The 17,199-nt window shown below is 67.9% G+C and carries 15 protein-coding genes; 5 read left to right on the top strand and 10 right to left on the bottom strand.

Features of this window, described 5'->3' with window-relative positions; all coding sequences use genetic code 11:
• Window positions 1–84: 84 nt before the first annotated feature.
• Window positions 85–1,050: a sensor domain-containing diguanylate cyclase gene (locus tag AAG895_RS08460; RefSeq protein WP_345795054.1), complete on the top strand. Its 966-nt coding sequence runs from the start codon at window positions 85–87 to the stop codon at window positions 1,048–1,050.
• Window positions 1,051–1,115: 65 nt separating this feature from the next.
• Here the strand turns inward: AAG895_RS08460 and guaA are convergent, their stop codons facing one another.
• Together guaA and guaB are read right to left on the bottom strand one after the other, a co-directional pair.
• Window positions 1,116–2,681: a glutamine-hydrolyzing GMP synthase gene (gene guaA / locus AAG895_RS08455; RefSeq protein ID WP_345795053.1), complete on the bottom strand. Its 1,566-nt coding sequence runs from the start codon at window positions 2,679–2,681 to the stop codon at window positions 1,116–1,118.
• A gap of 72 nt (window positions 2,682–2,753) precedes the next feature.
• Entirely contained in the window at window positions 2,754–4,217 is a 1,464-nt protein-coding gene (gene guaB, locus AAG895_RS08450; protein ID WP_345795052.1) for an IMP dehydrogenase, read from the bottom strand.
• An 80-nt stretch (window positions 4,218–4,297) separates the two neighbouring features.
• On the opposite strand from guaB, the gene AAG895_RS08445 reads away from it, so the two are divergent.
• Window positions 4,298–4,795, top strand: coding sequence for a DUF4124 domain-containing protein (locus tag AAG895_RS08445; RefSeq protein ID WP_345795051.1), 498 nt, complete (start codon window positions 4,298–4,300; stop codon window positions 4,793–4,795).
• 101 nt (window positions 4,796–4,896) lie between these two features.
• Here the strand turns inward: AAG895_RS08445 and AAG895_RS08440 are convergent, their stop codons facing one another.
• Together AAG895_RS08440 and AAG895_RS08435 are read right to left on the bottom strand one after the other, a co-directional pair.
• A complete protein-coding gene (locus AAG895_RS08440; protein WP_345795050.1) occupies window positions 4,897–5,223 on the bottom strand; it encodes an RnfH family protein in 327 nt (108 codons plus the stop codon).
• On the bottom strand, window positions 5,220–5,678 hold the full coding sequence (locus AAG895_RS08435) for a type II toxin-antitoxin system RatA family toxin (protein WP_345795049.1): 459 nt from the start codon (window positions 5,676–5,678) through the stop codon (window positions 5,220–5,222). Before AAG895_RS08435 ends, AAG895_RS08440 begins: the two co-directional genes overlap by 4 nt.
• 130 nt (window positions 5,679–5,808) lie before the next feature.
• Between AAG895_RS08435 and smpB the strand changes: the two genes are divergently transcribed.
• Together smpB and AAG895_RS08425 are read left to right on the top strand one after the other, a co-directional pair.
• On the top strand, window positions 5,809–6,255 hold the full coding sequence (gene smpB, locus AAG895_RS08430; RefSeq protein ID WP_345795048.1) for an SsrA-binding protein SmpB: 447 nt from the start codon (window positions 5,809–5,811) through the stop codon (window positions 6,253–6,255).
• A gap of 69 nt (window positions 6,256–6,324) precedes the next feature.
• Window positions 6,325–6,762, top strand: coding sequence for a MarR family transcriptional regulator (locus tag AAG895_RS08425; RefSeq protein WP_345795047.1), 438 nt, complete (start codon window positions 6,325–6,327; stop codon window positions 6,760–6,762).
• Window positions 6,763–6,782: 20 nt separating this feature from the next.
• Here the strand turns inward: AAG895_RS08425 and AAG895_RS08420 are convergent, their stop codons facing one another.
• From AAG895_RS08420 to AAG895_RS08400, 5 genes are all read right to left on the bottom strand, one after another.
• On the bottom strand, window positions 6,783–7,448 hold the full coding sequence (locus AAG895_RS08420) for a Crp/Fnr family transcriptional regulator (protein ID WP_345795046.1): 666 nt from the start codon (window positions 7,446–7,448) through the stop codon (window positions 6,783–6,785).
• A gap of 253 nt (window positions 7,449–7,701) precedes the next feature.
• Window positions 7,702–9,279: a YdiU family protein gene (locus tag AAG895_RS08415; RefSeq protein ID WP_345795045.1), complete on the bottom strand. Its 1,578-nt coding sequence runs from the start codon at window positions 9,277–9,279 to the stop codon at window positions 7,702–7,704.
• A gap of 117 nt (window positions 9,280–9,396) precedes the next feature.
• The gene (locus AAG895_RS08410; RefSeq protein ID WP_345795261.1) at window positions 9,397–10,872 is read right to left on the bottom strand and encodes an ABC transporter permease; all 1,476 of its coding nucleotides are present in this window, start codon (window positions 10,870–10,872) and stop codon (window positions 9,397–9,399) included.
• A gap of 8 nt (window positions 10,873–10,880) precedes the next feature.
• Window positions 10,881–11,858: an ABC transporter permease gene (locus AAG895_RS08405; RefSeq protein ID WP_345795044.1), complete on the bottom strand. Its 978-nt coding sequence runs from the start codon at window positions 11,856–11,858 to the stop codon at window positions 10,881–10,883.
• A complete protein-coding gene (locus tag AAG895_RS08400; protein ID WP_345795043.1) occupies window positions 11,858–14,107 on the bottom strand; it encodes an ABC transporter substrate-binding protein in 2,250 nt (749 codons plus the stop codon). The genes AAG895_RS08405 and AAG895_RS08400 overlap by 1 nt, the downstream gene beginning before the upstream one ends.
• A gap of 233 nt (window positions 14,108–14,340) precedes the next feature.
• Here AAG895_RS08400 and fabI point away from each other — a divergent pair, with 233 nt between their 5' ends.
• Window positions 14,341–15,138 carry an enoyl-ACP reductase FabI gene (fabI, locus tag AAG895_RS08395; protein WP_345795042.1) on the top strand — a complete coding sequence of 266 codons (798 nt, stop codon included), beginning with the start codon at window positions 14,341–14,343 and terminating at the stop codon, window positions 15,136–15,138.
• Between the two features lie 125 nt (window positions 15,139–15,263).
• Here the strand turns inward: fabI and AAG895_RS08390 are convergent, their stop codons facing one another.
• Window positions 15,264–17,159: a SurA N-terminal domain-containing protein gene (locus AAG895_RS08390; RefSeq protein WP_345795041.1), complete on the bottom strand. Its 1,896-nt coding sequence runs from the start codon at window positions 17,157–17,159 to the stop codon at window positions 15,264–15,266.
• Between the last annotated feature and the right edge of the window lie 40 nt (window positions 17,160–17,199).

Here is a 17,199-nt window from a genome sequence, read left to right as displayed (position 1 = left end):
TTCAGCCCGCCCGCCGCACGGGGGCGAACGCTCCAGCCGGACGTACGACACACACGAATCGATCGACCACACAGCCGCCCCGCCATGCACGCCCCCCCACTCCCTCCCGATGAGTCGCGCCGGATCGAAACCCTGAGGGCCCTGAACATCCTCGACACGGCCCCGGAGGAGCGCTTCGATCGGCTGACCCGGCTGGCCAAGCGCCTGTTCAACGTACCGATCGCATTGGTGAGCCTGGTCGACACCGACCGTCAGTGGTTCAAGTCCTGCATGGGACTGGCGGCCACCGAAACGACGCGCGACGTCTCGTTCTGCGGCCACACCATCCTCGACGACGACACCCTGGTCGTCGCCGACGCCGCGCTCGACCCGCGTTTCGCGGACAACCCGCTCGTCACCGGTCCGCCCGGGATCCGGTTCTACGCGGGATGTCCGCTGCAGGCCGCGAACGGGAGCAAGCTCGGTACGCTGTGCGTGATCGATACGGCGCCACGCAGCTTCGGCGCCGACGACCTCGCACTGCTACGCGACCTTGCCCACATGGCAGAACAGGAGCTCGCCGCGGTCCAGCTCGCCAGCATGGACGAGCTCACGCTGCTGTCCAACCGGCGTGGCTTCGAACGCCTTGCCCAGCAAGCCCTGAACATGTGCCGGCGGATGGGCAAGCCGGCTGCGATGCTGTACGTGGACCTCGATCTCTTCAAACAGATCAACGACCGCTTCGGCCACGCGGAGGGTGACCGCGCGCTCGCCGACTTCGCTCGCCTGCTGCGCGAAACCTTTCGCGAGGTGGATGTGATCGGGCGGCTGGGCGGTGATGAATTCGCAGTGCTGGTGACGAACGCCGACGAGCACACGCTCGCCGAACCGCTCGCCCGTCTGAGCGCTGCCGTACATGCGCACAACAGCGACGCGGCGCGCGGCTACGCGCTTCGATACAGCGTGGGCGCGGCGCAGTTCGACCCCGAAAGGCACCCGGGCGTGACCGAACTGATGGCCGCCGCGGACGCGCGCATGTACGCGCAAAAACAGCTGGGGCGGAAAGACTAGGCCCGTTCGCCCCTTCCTCGGCCAGCCCCCGGGCGGGTGCGGCCGATGAAGGAGACTTCAGCGTGTCACTCCCACTCGATGGTCGCCGGCGGCTTGCCGGAGATGTCGTACACCACGCGGTTGATGCCGCGGACTTCGTTGATGATCCGGTTGCTGACCTTGCCGAGCAGGCTGTGCGGCAGCTCCGCCCAGTGCGCGGTCATGAAGTCCTGGGTCTGCACCGCGCGCAGCGCCACCACGTACTCGTAGGTGCGCCCGTCGCCCATCACGCCCACGCTCTTCACCGGCAGGAACACCGCGAAGGCCTGGCTGGTCTTGTCGTACCAGTCGGCGGCGCGCAGCTCGTCGATGAAGATCGCGTCGGCGCGGCGCAGCAGGTCGGCGAAATCCTGGCGCACCTCGCCGAGGATGCGCACGCCCAGGCCCGGCCCCGGGAAGGGGTGGCGATACACCATGTCGTGCGGCAGGCCGAGCGCCACGCCGAGCTCGCGCACTTCGTCCTTGAACAGGTCGCGTAGCGGCTCGAGCAGCTTCAGGCCCAGCGTCTCGGGCAGGCCACCGACGTTGTGGTGGCTCTTGATGGTGTGCGCCTTCTTGCTCTTGGCGCCGCCGGACTCGATCACGTCGGGGTAGATGGTGCCCTGGGCGAGCCACTTCGCGTTCGGCAGCTTCTTCGCCTCGGCCTGGAAGACCTCGACGAACTCGCGGCCGATGATCTTGCGCTTCTGTTCGGGGTCGGTGACACCCTTGAGGTGGCCCATGAACTGCTCGGTCGCGTCGACATGCACGACCTTGGCATGCAGGCGGCCGGCGAACATCTCCATCACCAGCTTGCCTTCATTGAGGCGCAGCAGGCCGTGGTCGACGAACACGCAGGTGAGCTGGTCGCCGATCGCGCGGTGGATCAGCGCCGCCGCTACCGACGAGTCCACGCCACCCGACAGGCCGAGGATGACCTCCTCGTCGCCCACCTGCTCGCGGATCTTCTGCACCGCCTCGTCGATGTAGTCGGGCATGTTCCAATCGTGACCGCAGCCGCAGATGTCGTGCACGAAACGCGCGATCATCTCCTTGCCCTTGATCGTGTGCGTGACCTCGGGGTGGAACTGCACGCCGTAGAAGCCGCGCGCCTCGTCTGCCATGGCCGCGATCGGCGTGGCTTCGTTGCTGCCGATGACCTTGAAGCCCGGCGGCAGCGCGGTGACCTTGTCGCCATGGCTCATCCACACGTCGAGCAGGCCGTGCCCCTCGGCGTTGGTCCGATCCTCGATACCGTTGAACAGCTTCGAATGCCCGCGTGCGCGCATCTCGGCGTAGCCGAACTCGCGCTTGGCCGAACTCTCGACCTTGCCGCCGAGCTGGCTGGCCATGGTCTGCATGCCGTAGCAGATGCCCAGCACCGGCACGCCGAGCTCGAACACGGCCTGCGGCGCGCGCCAGTCCTCCGCCTCGTAGACCGAGTTGGGGCCGCCCGACAGGATCACGCCCTGCGCGCCGAAGTTGCGCACGAACTCGTCCGACACGTCGAAGGGATGCAGCTCGCAATACACCTGCTGCTCGCGTACGCGGCGCGCGATCAGCTGGGAGACCTGGGAGCCGAAATCGAGGATGAGGATCTTCTGGTGGGCCATGGGGCGGAAATCTCGAACGTCGAAAAAGGAAGGGCGGCCTCGCAGCCGCCCGGGTGTTTCATGGAGGCGCGATCAGCTGATCTGGTAGTTCGGCGCTTCCTTGGTGATCTGCACATCGTGGACGTGCGACTCGCGCATGCCGGCGGAGCTGATCTGGACGAACTCGGCGCGCGCATGCATGGTCGGGATGTCAGGGCAGCCGAGGTAGCCCATCGAGGCCCGCAAGCCACCGATCAGCTGATGAATGACCGCGCCGACCGAGCCCTTGTAAGGCACACGGCCTTCGATGCCCTCCGGAACCAGCTTGTCGATGTTGCCGGTGTTCTCGTCCTGGAAGTAACGGTCGGCTGCACCCTTCTCCATCGCACCGAGCGAACCCATGCCGCGATAGGACTTGTACGAGCGCCCCTGGAACAGCACGGTCTCGCCCGGCGCCTCCTCGGTACCGGCGAAGAGGCCGCCGAGCATCACGCAGTTCGCGCCCGCCGCGATCGCCTTGGCAATGTCGCCGGAAAAGCGGATGCCGCCATCGGCGATCATCGGCACGCCGGTGCCCGCCAGCGCGGTGGAGACATTGTCGATCGCGGTGATCTGCGGCACGCCCACGCCGGCCACGATCCGCGTCGTGCAGATCGAGCCGGGGCCGATGCCGACCTTGACGCCGTCCGCGCCCGCATCCACCAGCGCACGCGCCGCGGCCGCGGTGGCGATGTTGCCGCCCACGACCTCGATCTGCGGGAAATGCTTCTTGACCCAGGTGACGCGATCGAGCACGCCCTGGGAGTGGCCGTGAGCGGTGTCGACCACGATCATGTCCACCCCGGCCTCGGCCAGGCGCTCGGCACGCTCCTCGGTGCCCGCACCCACGCCAATCGCCGCCGCCACGCGAAGACGGCCCTGCTCGTCCTTGGCCGCGTTCGGGTGTTCGGTGGACTTCATCATGTCCTTGACGGTGATGAGGCCGCTGAGCTCGCCCGCCTCATTGAGGACGAGCACGCGCTCGAGGCGATGCACGCGCAGCAGCTCGCGCGCCTCGTCGAGGCTGGCGCCCTCGCGCACGGTGACCAGGCGCTCCTGCGGCGTCATGATCTGGGTGACGAGCTGGTCGAGGTTGGTCTCGAAGCGGGTGTCGCGGTTGGTGACGATGCCCACAACCTTGCCGCCCTGCACCACCGGCACGCCGGAGAAGCGATGCTGACGCTGCAACGCGATGACCTCGCCGACCTTCATCGTCGGCGGGATGGTGATCGGATCCTTGAGGATGCCTGACTCGTGGCGCTTGACCTTGTGCACCTCGGCCGCCTGCTCTGCGGGCGTGAGGTTCTTGTGCACGACGCCGATGCCGCCTTCCTGCGCCAACGCGATGGCAAGACGGCTTTCTGTGACGGTGTCCATCGCCGCGGAGAGCAGCGGGATGTTCAGACGGATGCGGCGCGTGACCTGGCTCTGCAGGCCGACGTCACGCGGAAGAACCGTGGAGTGGGCGGGAACGAGAAGGACGTCATCGAAGGTCAGCGCCTTCTGAATCACTCGCATGGCTTTTTTCCTTTCGACCAAATCCGTATTATACAGAGCGCCAAAGCGCCATGTAAGCGGCGCGTCCGGGAGATTTCCTCATGATTCGCCGTGCCGCGCTCGTCGTCGCCCTGTTCTCAGCGCTGCCCGCGCTTGCGCAGATCTACAGCTGGAAGGACAAGGACGGCCGCATGCACTACAGCGACACGCCGCCGCCAACCGGCGACGTGAATGTGATCCGTGGCGGGCCGGTGCCGCGTCCCGCCCCGCCTCCAGCGGCAGTCGAACCCGCGCCCGAAGGCGACGCGACGAAGGCGGCAGAAGCCGCACGTCCGCCCACCCTCGCGGAGCGCGAACAGGCCTTCCGCGAGCGCCGTGCCGCCGCTGCGGAAGCCGCGGCAAAGGCCGACGAGGAGGCCGCACGCGAAGCCGAGCGCCAGCGTTTCTGCGAACAGGCGCGCAATCAACTGGCGGCGCTCGAGTCCGGCCAGCGCGTCAGTCGCTTCAATGCCGCGGGCGGACGCGAGTTCCTTGACGACACCGCCCGAGCCGAAGAGGCTGGCCGGCTGCGACAGCAGCTCTCGGAAAGCTGCCAGTAGGACGGCGCGCGCGAAGGGAATCGTCGCTGACGGGTTTCATGCCCGGAACCACGCGTCCCGCCTCCATTCGGGCAGCGAAGCCCTGACTGCGGGCCCGAGCTTCAGGCTTCCTCTTCGGCGGACCCGCCACCCTTCTTCATGACCTTGCCTTCGTCCGCGCGCTTCTTGCGCACGGCCTTCGGGTCGGCGATGAGCGGACGGTAGATTTCCACGCGGTCGCGATCGCGCACCTCGGCGTCGGCCTTCACGAGCTTGGCGTAGATACCGAGCTTGTTGCGGCGGTCGAGCTCGATGTCCGGATATTTCTCGAGCAGACCGGAGGCCTCCACCGCCTGGCGCGCGCTCGCCCCTTCGGGCAGCTTGACCGTCACCACCTCCTGGCGCTGCGGCAACGCATAGACCACCTCGACCTGAATCATGGCGCTCATCTGCCGGCTCCCGACGCTGAAGAAGATTGATAGACCTGCCCCGCACGCTTCACGAAGGAATCGACGAAGGTGTTGGCGATGTGGTTGAACACCGGGCCGAGCACCTTTTCGAGCAGCTTGCTGGCGAACTGATAGCGAAGCTGGAACTCGACCTTGCAGGCGGTATCGCCGAGCGCGGTGAACAGCCAGTGTCCATCGAGGTGGGTGAACGGGCCGTCGGTGAGCCGCAGCGTCATCTCGTGCGGATAACGTTTCTGGTTCTCCGTGCTGAAATGCGCCTTGATACCGTGGTAGTTGATGTGCAGGGTCGCTGCGGTGACGGTGGCGGTGCGCTCATGCACCTCGGCACCGCCGCACCAGGGCAGGAACTGCTGGTAATCCTCGCAACGATCGACCAGCTCGAACATTTGCGCAGGCGTGAATTCGATCAGTACGAGCTTCTTGACTTCGGCCATGGGCAAGGAGGGATGTCGGAACTGCGCAGCGGCCGGAACGGGCGCGCAGCCGAACTGTTAAAATGCGCAATTCTACCGCATGCGGGCCAGCGCTTCGCTGCCCGCCACGCGCCCGAAGGACCGCCACACCATGAGCATCATCGAAAACCGCAAGGCGTTTCACGACTACTTCATCGAGGAGAAGCACGAGGCCGGCATGGTCCTCGAGGGCTGGGAGGTGAAGGCCATCCGTGCCGGGCGGGCCAACATCAAGGAATCCTACGTGGTGATCCGCGGCGAGGAGATCTTCCTCTTCGGCATGCACATCACGCCGCTCACCACCGCCTCGAGCCACGTCCGCCACGACCCCACCCGCACCCGCAAGCTGCTCCTGCACAAGAAGGAGATCGCGCGCCTGATCGGCAAGGTCGAGCGCGCCGGCTACACGCTGGTGCCGCTCGACATGCACTACAAGAAAGGTCTCATCAAGCTCGAGATCGGGCTCGCCAAGGGCAAGAAGCTGCACGACAAGCGCGAGGACGAGAAGAAAAAGGACTGGGAGCGCGAGAAGCAGCGCCTGATGCGGGTGAAGGCCTGATCCGCCCCCCACTGCCGCACGCGGAGCCAGCCACCCGGAGCGTGGCGGCGGAGACTAGAATTGCCCCTGATGAAAAACAAAGCCGAACCGTCCGCGACCGCCACGCCGCCTCTCGAAAAGAGTGAATACGAGGCCCTGGCCGATTTCCGTTACCAGCTGCGGCGTTTTCTGCGCTTTTCGGAGCTGCTGACGCGCCGGCACGGCATCACCAACCTGCAGTACCTGCTGCTGCTGCAGGTCAAGGGCTATCCCGGTCGCGAATGGGCCAACGTGGGCGAACTGGCCGAGCGGCTCCAGGCCCATCAACACGGGGTGGTCTCCCTGGTGTCGCGCTGCGAGAAGCTCGGACTGGTCGAGCGTCGTCCCGGTCGCGACGACCGCCGCGCGGTCGAGGTACACCTCACGCCCGCCGGGGAGCGCCTGGTGGCGCGCATCGCCGAACGTCACCGCCGCGAGCTCAAGGAGCTTGAAGCGGTCTTCCCGCAGGTGGCCGCACGCCTGCGCTAGACGCCGCGAGGTCCCCGCGCTCAGCTGACGGGCGCTGCCTCGGCGACGACCATCTGCGCCAGTTGCGTCCGGTTGCGAACGTGGATGCGTCGCCCCCCGACGCTGAGCACGCCCTCCTCCATCATCGTGCGCAGCACGCGCGACAGGGTCTCGGGCGTCAGGTTGAGCAGCGAGGCGATCGCCTTCTTCGGTGCGGGCAGGACGATGCAGCCATCGGGGCGCACCGTGCGTTCAAGCTGCTCGAGCAGGTAGCTCGCCACCCGCACCGAAGCGGCACCCGACGCGGTGCTGCTGATGCTGTCGATAAGCCGCTGGGTGCGCGCGCATACGGCGCCGAGCATGCGATTGGAGAGCGCGTTGTCCATCGCCACCGCCTCGAGCACATGCCCGCGCGGCACATGGACCAGCACCGTGCTGCCGATCGCCTGCGTCCACGTGCGATAGCGCTGCCCGGTGAATACGCCGATTTCCCCGAACATGCGCCCGGGCTCGAAGATCTCGACCACCTTGGGCCGCCCCTCCAGGCACTGCGACATCAGCCGCACGGCGCCGCTGAAGACGAAGAACAGGCCCGTCGGCAGCGAGCTGCGCTCGAAGACCGAAGCGCCCGACCCAAGGCGGACAAAGCCCGCCTCGCACGCCAGCACATCGAGCACGGCATCGTCGCAGCCAAGCAGGATGGGCATGCGCGCGAGCGCCTCCCGGACAGACGAAGATCGAACGATCGCACGCACGCGCAAAGCGGCCCCCTCAGACTGGCGCAAGGCGACACCGGACATCGTCTCCCTCCCCCGGTCGGAACCGCCCCGGCGGGGGGTCCTCTCCTTCTCTCATCCTAGTCCGGGCGACGCGTCGCCACCACCCGCCGAGCGACCGGGCAGGTACCCCCGAACTGCTCGTCTCGCAAGCGTGCTCGGGAGCGGAGCAGGGAGAGGGCTTTCAGGAACTGCAGGACAGCATCGAGCACCCGGCCTTGTTGCGCGCCCAGTCGGGACGACGAGCGGCAAAACGCTCGCTGTCGGGCTGCTCGACGTAGGGCTGGCGCAGCACCTCGAGCAAGGCCTCGAGCTCGCCCACATTGCCCGCTTCGGCTGCATCGATCGCCTGCTGCGCCAGATAGTTGCGCGGAACGTAGAGCGGATTCACGCGGTTCATGGCCGCGCGCCGATGCGCGCCCGGGACGCCGTCGATGCGCAGCCGCGCGGCGTAGGCGCGCAGCCACCCGACCAGCTCGTCCTCGACCGCGGCGCGCGCGGAAGGGTCATAGAACGCCTCCTCGAAGACAGCCAGGGACGGCGCTTCGAGGTCGACATCGGCGAGCCGACGGAAAAACAGCGTCATGTCCATCTCCCCGCGCTGCAGCAGGCGCTGAAGCTGCTCGAGCAGCCCGTCGTCCGCCTGCTCCCCCGCGCGCCAATCCGCAAGGCCGAGCTTGGCCTGCATCATCCGGCGGTACTCCGCCTCGTGGACGTCGGCGTAGGCGACCAGCGCGCGCTCCAGCGGCTCGACCGCACGAATCACCGGGTAGATCGCGTTGGCCAGCTGCCACAGGTTCCAGTGTGCGATACGCGGCTGGTGGCCGAAGCGATAGCGGCGGCCACCAGCGTCGGTGGTGTTCGGCGTCCAGTCGGGATCGAAATTGTCGATCCAGCCGTAGGGCCCGTAATCGATGGTCAGACCAAGGATGGACATGTTGTCGGTGTTCATCACCCCGTGCACGAAGCCCACCCGCATCCAGTGCGCCATCAGCACCGCGGTGCGCCGGCACACCTCCTCGAACCAGGCGATGCGCCGCCGTGCCGGGTCGGGCTCGGCCTGGGCAAGTTCGGGAAAGTCGCGTTCGATGGTGAAATCGATCAGGCGCGCCAGTAACGACTCCTCGCCGCGCGCGGCGAAGATCTCGAAGTTGCCGAAACGGATGAAGGACGGCGCCACCCGGCACACCACCGCGCCCGGCTCGGGGCGCGGGCGCCCGTCGTAGAACATGTCGCGCACCACCTGTTCTCCGGTGGCCACCAGACTGAGCGCGCGCGTGGTCGGCACGCCGAGGTGATGCATCGCCTCACTGCACAGGAACTCGCGCAGCGACGAGCGCAGCACTGCGCGCCCGTCGGCGCTGCGCGAATACGGCGTGGGGCCCGCGCCCTTGAGTTGCAGCTCCCAGCGCTGGCCCCGCGGGTTGATCGTCTCGCCGAGGGTGATCGCACGCCCGTCGCCGAGCTGCCCCGCCCAGTTGCCGAACTGATGACCGCCGTAGCACGCGGCGTAGGGCTCCATGCCGGGCAGCAGCGCATTGCCGCCGAAGACTTCCGCGAACCGCTGGCTGCGCACATCAGCCGCATCGAAGCCGAGCAGATCCGCCACCTCGCGCGACCACGCCAGCAACTTCGGCGCGCGCACCGGCGTTGGCTCGACCCGCGAATAGCACGCCCCATGCACCTGACGCACATGCCGCCCCTCCTCGGGGTCGCCGGGCAGCTCGCGCACGAAGCGGTTGTCGAATCGAAGGTCTCTCATGGGGTTCTTGTATCTTCAAGCGTTGCACTGCGGTCACGCTGACCGCAGTGAGATCAATGGGGTCTGACCCCATTGATCCGAGGGGATGACCCGCGCGCCGGTCGCGGCCGCGACCCTTCACCCCCGACGCGGGTCGAAGGCGTCGCGCACGACGTCGGCGAACAGGTTGGCTGCGAGCACGAGCACGAACATGAACACGAAGGCCGCGGCCAGTGACCACCAGACCATCGGCTCGCGCGCAAGTTCGGCGCGCGCCATGTTGATCATGGTGCCGAAGCTGATCGTGGTCGGATCGACGCCGATGCCGACATAGGACAGCACCGCCTCGGCCAGCACGAGCCCGGAGAAATCCATCACCAGCGCGATCATCACGATGTGCATCACGTTGGGCAGGATGTGGCGGCGCAGGATGGCCGGCGTCCTCACCCCGAAGGCACGCGCCGCCTGGACGTACTCGAGCTCGCGCAGCTTGAGCGTCTCGCCGCGCAGCAGGCGCGCCAGCCCGGTCCAGCTGGTGATGCCGAGAATGAAGCACAGCGCCAGCAGGCGCGCGTCGGAGCGCTCGGCGGCGGTGTCGAACCACTGGGGGTGGGTATCGATGACAACCTGCATCATCAGCACGGCGGCGGCGATCAGCAACACCCCGGGAATCGCGTTGAGCACGGTGTAGACATACTGCACTGCGTCATCCACCCACCCGCCCAGGTAGCCCGCCGCGATGCCGAGCGCGACCGCGAAGGGCATCATCACCAGCGTGGTGACGGTGCCGATCACCAGCGCGGTGCGCACGCTCTTGAGGGCAAGGTAGAGCACGTCCTGACCCACCTTGTCGGTGCCGAGCACGTGATAGCGCGGCGCAAGCTCGACGCACAGCGCCACGATGAGCAGGATGCAGCCGAGCGTGACCAGCGCTGCCCGCCAGGCGAGCACCGTGCGCCCGCCCAGCATCGCCCCCGCCACCTCCCCCCAGCCCAGGCCGCTGCCGCGCCAGACAAGGGTGGCGAGGACCAGGAAGGCGCCTGCCCACCACAGCGCGGCCTGGCCGAACGCACGCGCCACGCTCGCCGCCACGTCCGCCCCACGCCCGGCTTCCGGCGCATCGAGATGGGCCGCGCCATGGACCAGGCGCGGAAACTCGCGCACCTGCCGGCCGTCGGCGAGGGTCAGCGTCTCGCGCTGGTAGAGCTGCCAGGCGAAGGGCGCCGAGTAGGTCTTCTCGGTCTGCAGGCGCAGCGGCGCGAGGAGCGCATCGAGCGCGGACAGGACCTCGGTCGAGTACACCGGCGCCGCCGCGCCGCTGCGCCCACCCTCCCGGCTCGCACCCCCGGCCCTCTCCACGGTCTCGCCCGCGTTCACCGCGGCCGCCTCCACGGCAGGCAGCAGGGGGCGGTAATGCAGGCTGTCGATGACCCCGATGGCGACGAAGGCGAGCAGCACCGTCGCCGCCGCCATGCCGGTCGGGCGCTTGCCCACCTTGCGCCACGCCGCGCGCAAGGGTTCGTTGGCAAGCGCATGTGCCACGCCCAGCAACGCGAGCCCGATGAGCGCGAAGAGCAGCGCATCGGTCCACAGCAGCACCGGCTGGAAGCCCAAGGGCGCGCTCATTCCAGCCTCACCCGCGGATCAGCCAGCGTATATGAGATGTCGGTGAGGATGAGCCCGATGATGTAGAGCACCGAGCCGATGAACACCATCGCCCTCACCACGGCGAAGTCCTGCGCGTTGATCGCGTCGATCGTGTAGCTGCCCAGGCCGGGAATCGCGAAGAAGGACTCCACCAGCAGGCTGCCCATGAAGAGCAGCGGGATCACCACCACCACGCCGGTCAGGATCGGGATCAGCGCGTTGCGCAGCACGTGGCGGAACAGCACGGCGAGCTCGGACAGGCCCTTGGCGCGCGCGGTACGCACGTAGTCCTTGGAGATCTCCTCGAGGAAGATGGTCCGATACCAGCGCGCGCTCGAGCCGATGCCGGCCACCACGCTGATCAGCACCGGCAGCACCAGGAAGCGCGCCGCGTCCAGGCCCGGCGCGTAGCCCGAGATGGGCACCAGCGCCCACAGCTTCGACACCAGCCACTGCCCGCCGATGATGTAGAACAGGCTCGAGATCGACATCATCGCCACGCACAGGACCACGCCCCAGAAATCCAGATAGGTGGCGCGGAAGAACACCAGCAGCAGCGCAAAGCTGATCGACACGAACAGGCTGAGGACAAAGGTCGGCAGCGCGATCGCCAGCGATGGGCCCATGCGGTCGCGGATCTCCTGGCCGATGTCGCGGCCGTCGTCGGCGCGGCCGAATTCGAGCGCGAACATGCGCAGCGACTTGTCGAAGAAGATGGTGTCGGTAAGGCGCGCACTGCCCTCGGCGGTCGCGTTGACGAACATCGGTTTGTCGTAGCCGCGCTCGACCTTCCAGCGCTCGATCGCCTCGGGCGTCGCGCGCTTGACGCCGATGTGCATGCGCGCCATGTCATCGGGCGAGTTGACGACGAAGAACAGGACGAAGGTGAGCAGGTTCACCCCGATCAGGATCGGGACCGCGTAGAGCACGCGGCGGACGAGGTAGCCCAGCATCAGCGTCCGCCTCCGGCATCCGGTCCGGCGGCGCCTGCCGCCCCGCCCGGCGCCGCGGTCGCGGTCTCGCGCCGGCGCCAATGCACGACCGCGGGTGCGACCATTGCCGCCAGCAGCAGCGCCACCACGCCCAGCGGCCACCGCACCGGCCGGTTCCACGCCGCGCGCGCGGCGTCGCGGCGGGCGATGTCGAGGCGCTGGTACTTCATGGTGTTGCGCACCATCGCCCCGGTCTTGCGGTTGAGCACCCAGCCGTGCTGCAGGGAATACGACATCGGGTGGAAGGCGAAGATCCACGGCGCGTCCTGCTGCAGCATCGCCACCATGCGGTCGATGATCCGCTGGCGCTCTGGGCCGTCGGACATCGCCTTCATGCGCTCGAAGAGCGCGTCGTACTCCGGGTTGGCGTAATTGGCGGCATTCTGCCCGTTGAACTTCACCTTCCCCTGCGGGCCATGAAGGAGGAACAGCAGGTTCTCCGGATCCGGGTAGTCGGCGTTCCAGCCGAAGAAGAACAGCTGGGCATTGCCCTGGCGCACCTTGTCCTGAAAGCGGTTGAAGTCGGTCGGCCGCACGACGAACTGCACACCGAGCTCGCGGAACTGCTTCGCCAGCCAGTCCGAGCGCGCCTTGTCACCCAGCCCGCCCGGGGTGGTATCGAGGTTGATCACCAGCGGCTCGCCGGTCTGCGCGTTGCGCCCGTTCGGCCAGCCGGCTTCGGCGAGCAGCCGCCGCGCCTCGTCGAGGCTACGCCGCACCGCGCGCCCATCGCGGGCGTCGGCGCCCTCGCCGCCCCGCCATTCGTACACCACCGGGTTGATGCCGGCGCGGCCTGCGCGCGCGCCGAAGATGCCCGGCGGCAGCGGACTCATGCCGGGCACGCCGCGGCCGTTGAGAAAGATCGACACGAACTCCTCCATGTCGAGCGCGATCGAGATCGCCTGGCGCAGCTTGCGCGCGCGCTCGCGTCCGGCGCGGGTCTCGCCGCCGCCGAGCAGCGGGTCGAGCATGTTGAAGCCGAGGTAGAAGATCGATGGCGACACCGAGGTCAGCAGCCGGATTCCCTTCGCCTCCATGTCCTCGGACAGCGATACCTCGCCCTGGCTGGTGAGCGTCACCGCCTGGTCGAAGTTGTCCGAAGACACGCCCGAGGCGTCGTAGTAGCCCTGGAGGAACTTGTTCCAGTACGGGATGCCCTCGCGCTCACGCGAGAACACGATGCGGTCGATGAAGGGCATCGGCTTGCCACAGTCGGCGAGCAGCCCGGCCTCGGCGTCGCCCGGCTCGCCCGCGCAGGGGTAGGGATCGCCGCGGTAATTGGGGTTGCGGGCGAGCACCATGCGCGCGTTGGGGTTGTTCTCGACCAGCATGTATGGCCCGGTACCCACCGGCCACCAGTCCAGGGTGAGGTTGCGCTCGCCCATGCCGGGCTGAGCGAAGAAGCGATCGACCTCGCGCGGCACCGGGCTGAAGAAGGGCATCGCCAGCCAGTACAGGAACTGCGGATAAGCCCCCTCCAGGGTGATGCGGTAGGCGTAGCGATCGATGACCTCGACGCCGGGCAGCGCGAAGCGGTCGAGGTCGAGCCAGCCCGGCGGTTCGCCCGCTCCGCCCGCCGCGGCGCCGCCATCCGCGGCGCTTGCCGCAGCCAGGGACGCCTGGAGTTCCTTGAGTCCAGGCAGGTACTCGGCCATCAGCTCGAAGATCGGCGAATGCAGGCGCGGGTGCGCCAGGCGCTTGATTTGATACACGTAGTCGCGCGCCTCGAGCTCGCGGCTGCCCGTTTCGGCGAAGTCGCCCAGCCCGCGCACACCGCGCAGGTCGGCATTGCTCAGCCCGAGATAGCGCGGCTGCCCGTCCTCGCGCAACGCGAAGGCCGGATGCGGCTGGTAGAGGATGCCCGGACGGATGCGCACCTCCACCACCGTGCGCGCCACGCGCGCCGCATCGGCGCTGGCAGGCAGCTCGCGTCCTGCCGCATCCAGCCGGCGCAGGCGTGGCATGGCGTCGGCGGTGGCCGGCTCGAGCACGTAGGGGCGCTTCAGGTAGTGGTACTGCAGCGGCGGTTCGACGATCTGGTACAGGAAGGTGGCCTCGTCCTCGCTGTAGGACTGCACCGGATCGAGATGCTTGGGGCGTTCGGTGAAGGCGGTGTACAGCACATTGCTGCCGCGCTCGTCCGCCGGATAGGGGTCGTTCCACACCTCGCCGCAGCCGGCGGCAATCCCCGCCACGACGAGGCCGGGCAATACCGCACGCGCGACGGCGCGCGCCCACGCCCTCTCCGCCACGATCGGAGAGGACGGGCGGAGGGCGGCACAGCGGAGGGCTCGAGGAAGGCGTTGGGTCCAGCGCACGTGCATGCGGAATGTCTGCGGAAGCCCGGATTCTGGCAGGTTTTGGCGCGCGATGCGATTCGAAGAACCTGACCCCATCAGGGTTATGGCTATAATCCAGGGTTCGTCATTCGGAGTCTCGATCCATGGGCTTTCTCGCCGGCAAACGAATCGTCATCACCGGTCTGCTCAGCAACCGATCGATTGCCTACGGCATTGCCAAGGCCATGCACCGTGAAGGCGCGGAGCTTGCCTTCACTTACCAGAACGATCGCTTCAAGGAGCGCGTCGCCAAGATGGCGGCCGACTTCGGCAGCAAGCTGGTGTTTCCGCTCGACGTCCAGGACGACGCCCAGATCGACGCCCTGTTCGCGCAACTCGGCCAGCATTGGGATGGTCTGGACGGCCTGGTGCACTCGATCGCCTTCGCCCCGGGCGAGGCGCTCGAAGGCGACTTCCTCGACGGACTCAACCGCGAAGCCTTCCGCATCTCGCAGGAGATCAGCGCCTACAGTTTCCCGGCGCTGGTGAAGGCCGCCCGCCCGATGATGAAGGGCCGCAACGGCTGCGTGCTGACCCTGTCCTACCTGGGCGCGGTGCGCACCATGCCGAACTACAACGTCATGGGTCTGGCGAAGGCCAGCCTGGAGGCCGCGGTGCGCTATCTGGCGGTCACCCTCGGCCCCGAGGGCACGCGCGCCAATGCGATCTCCGCCGGCCCGATCAAGACCCTCGCCGCGTCGGGCATCGGCAGCTTCGGCAAGCTGCTCGCCTTCAACGAGCACAACGCCCCGCTGCGCCGCAACGTCACCATCGACGAGGTCGGCAACGCCGCCGCCTTCCTGTGCTCGGATCTGGCCAGCGGCATTACCGGCGAGGTCATGTACGTCGACGCCGGGTTCAACGTCACCGCACTCGGCAACCCCGCCCCCGTGCCGCAGTAAGCGCACGGCACGCCGGCCGGCAACGGCCGCCTGCGCGAGAAATCAGGCGCAGACAAGCTGAAACGCCCGGCTCGACAGGCCGGGCGTTTCAGTTTGTGCGTCCCTGCAGCGGGCGACGCGTCGGCTTATTGCTGCTGGACCTGCAGCGCCGAAGGGCTGATGCTGACCTCGTAACGCTGGCGCAGGTCGCTGAGGAAGGCGCCGAAATCACGCCCCGCCAGCAACTGGGCGTATTGCGAGGCAACCGCGGCGATGCGCGGATCGTCCGCGGCGATCTCGGGGCGCTGGACGGCCTCGATGCGGTAGATGACGTAATCGCCTTCCGCCGAGGCAAGGCCCACGTGCGCCGGCAGCGGATCGGCAGGCGCCGAGAACACCGCCTGCATCGCCTGCGCAGGCAGGCCGGGCGCCGCGCGTTGCAGGGTCCGCGCCTCAGCCCAGCCGCCCGGGCCGGCCTCGCCCTTTTTCAGCGCTGCCAGTGCAGCCTCGCCCAGTTCGCGCGCCTTCGTCCTGCCCTGCTCGCGGCGCAGTTCATCGACGATGCGGCTGCGCACCTCCTCGAGCGGCAGGCGCTTGGCGGCTTCGAACGCCTTCACCCGCGCCGACACCAGGGTGCCGTTGCCGATCTCGACGGCCTCGGTGTTGCGCCCCTTCTGCGTGGCCTCCTCGCCGAACAGCGCGTTGAGCAGGCGCTCGTTGTTGAACGGCGGCGGCGGTGCGTCGCGGCTGATCCAGTCGCTGGTCCTGATCTCGATGCCCACCGCCTCGGCCGCGGGGGCGAGGCTGTCGGGCTGCTCATACACCGTGTTGGCGAAGTGTTCGGCCAGCTCGGCAAAGCGCCGGCCGGCCTCCTGGCCGCGCAGCTCGGAGAGGATCTCCGCGCGCACTTCGTCGAGCGGCTTGACCGAAGACGGCTTGATGTCGGTGACCTCGATGATGTGCACCCCGAACTCGGTACGCACCGGGTCGCCGATCTGGCCCTTCTCGAGCGCGAACACCGCATCCTCGAAGGCGCCGACCATCATGCCGCGACCGAAGAAGCCGAGATCACCACCGCGACCGGCGGAACCCGGATCCTGCGACTTCTCGCGCGCGAGTTCTGCAAAACGCGCCGGATTCTGGCGCAGCGTATCGACGAGCGCCTTCGCCTCGGCCATGACCTTGTCCACTTCGGCCTGCTCGGCACCATCGGCCAGACTGAGCAGAATGTGACGGGCCTGACGCTCCTCGGGCACCCCGAAGCGCTGCGGGTTGCCCTCGTAGAAGGCGCGCACGGCCTCTTCGGAGACCTCGATGCCCGCCTCGACCGCGGCGCGATCGAACACCAGGTATTCCGCCTGCAAGCGCGCGGGGCGCTCGAAACGCGTCGGGTTGGCCTCGTAGTAGGCGGCGACCTGCTCGTCGCTCACCGCCGCGTCGGCGCCCAGGCGCTCGGCGGAGAAGCGCAGCTCGCGAATGCGGCGCTCCTCGAGCTGGGCGTCGAGGAAGCGGCGCGCGGACGCATCCGGCACGAAACCGGCATCGCCCACCGCGGAGACGATCTGCTGCACCCGAACGTCCTGCGCCAGGCGGGCCTCGAAAGTCGCCGGGCTCATGCCCTGGGCGCGAACCAGGTTCTCGTAGCGCTGCAGCGAGAAGCGCCCGTCCTCCTGGAAGGCCTCGACGCCGGCGATGGTTTCCTGCAGTTGCTGGGGCGTGACCACGAGGCGGTTCTCGGCCGCGTAGAGCGCAAGGACGCGCTGGTTGATCAGGTTCTCGAGCACGACACGGCGCAGTTCGGCCGACTCGAGCAGCGCACGATCGACCTGACCGCCGGCATTGGCGCGCAGTCGATCCTGCTGCTCGCGCAGGGCCTGATCGAAGTCGAAGGCGCTGATCGACGTCCCCCCCACCTGGGCGACCTCGTTGCCGGTGGCGGAATCGCTGAAATATGCGTCCATGCCGAAGAAGGCAAAGGGAATCACCAGGATCCCCAGGATGATCTGCGCAATGCGCTTGTTGTTGCGAACAGCCTCGAACATCGTCAATTCCATTCAAGCCACTAGGGAGCGTCGGCAGGTC

The organism is Thauera sp. JM12B12 (genome assembly GCF_039614725.1).
Taxonomy (GTDB): domain Bacteria; phylum Pseudomonadota; class Gammaproteobacteria; order Burkholderiales; family Rhodocyclaceae; genus Thauera.
The sequence above is the reverse complement of the archived record's forward strand: the minus strand, read 5'-3'. Positions and strand labels throughout refer to the sequence as shown.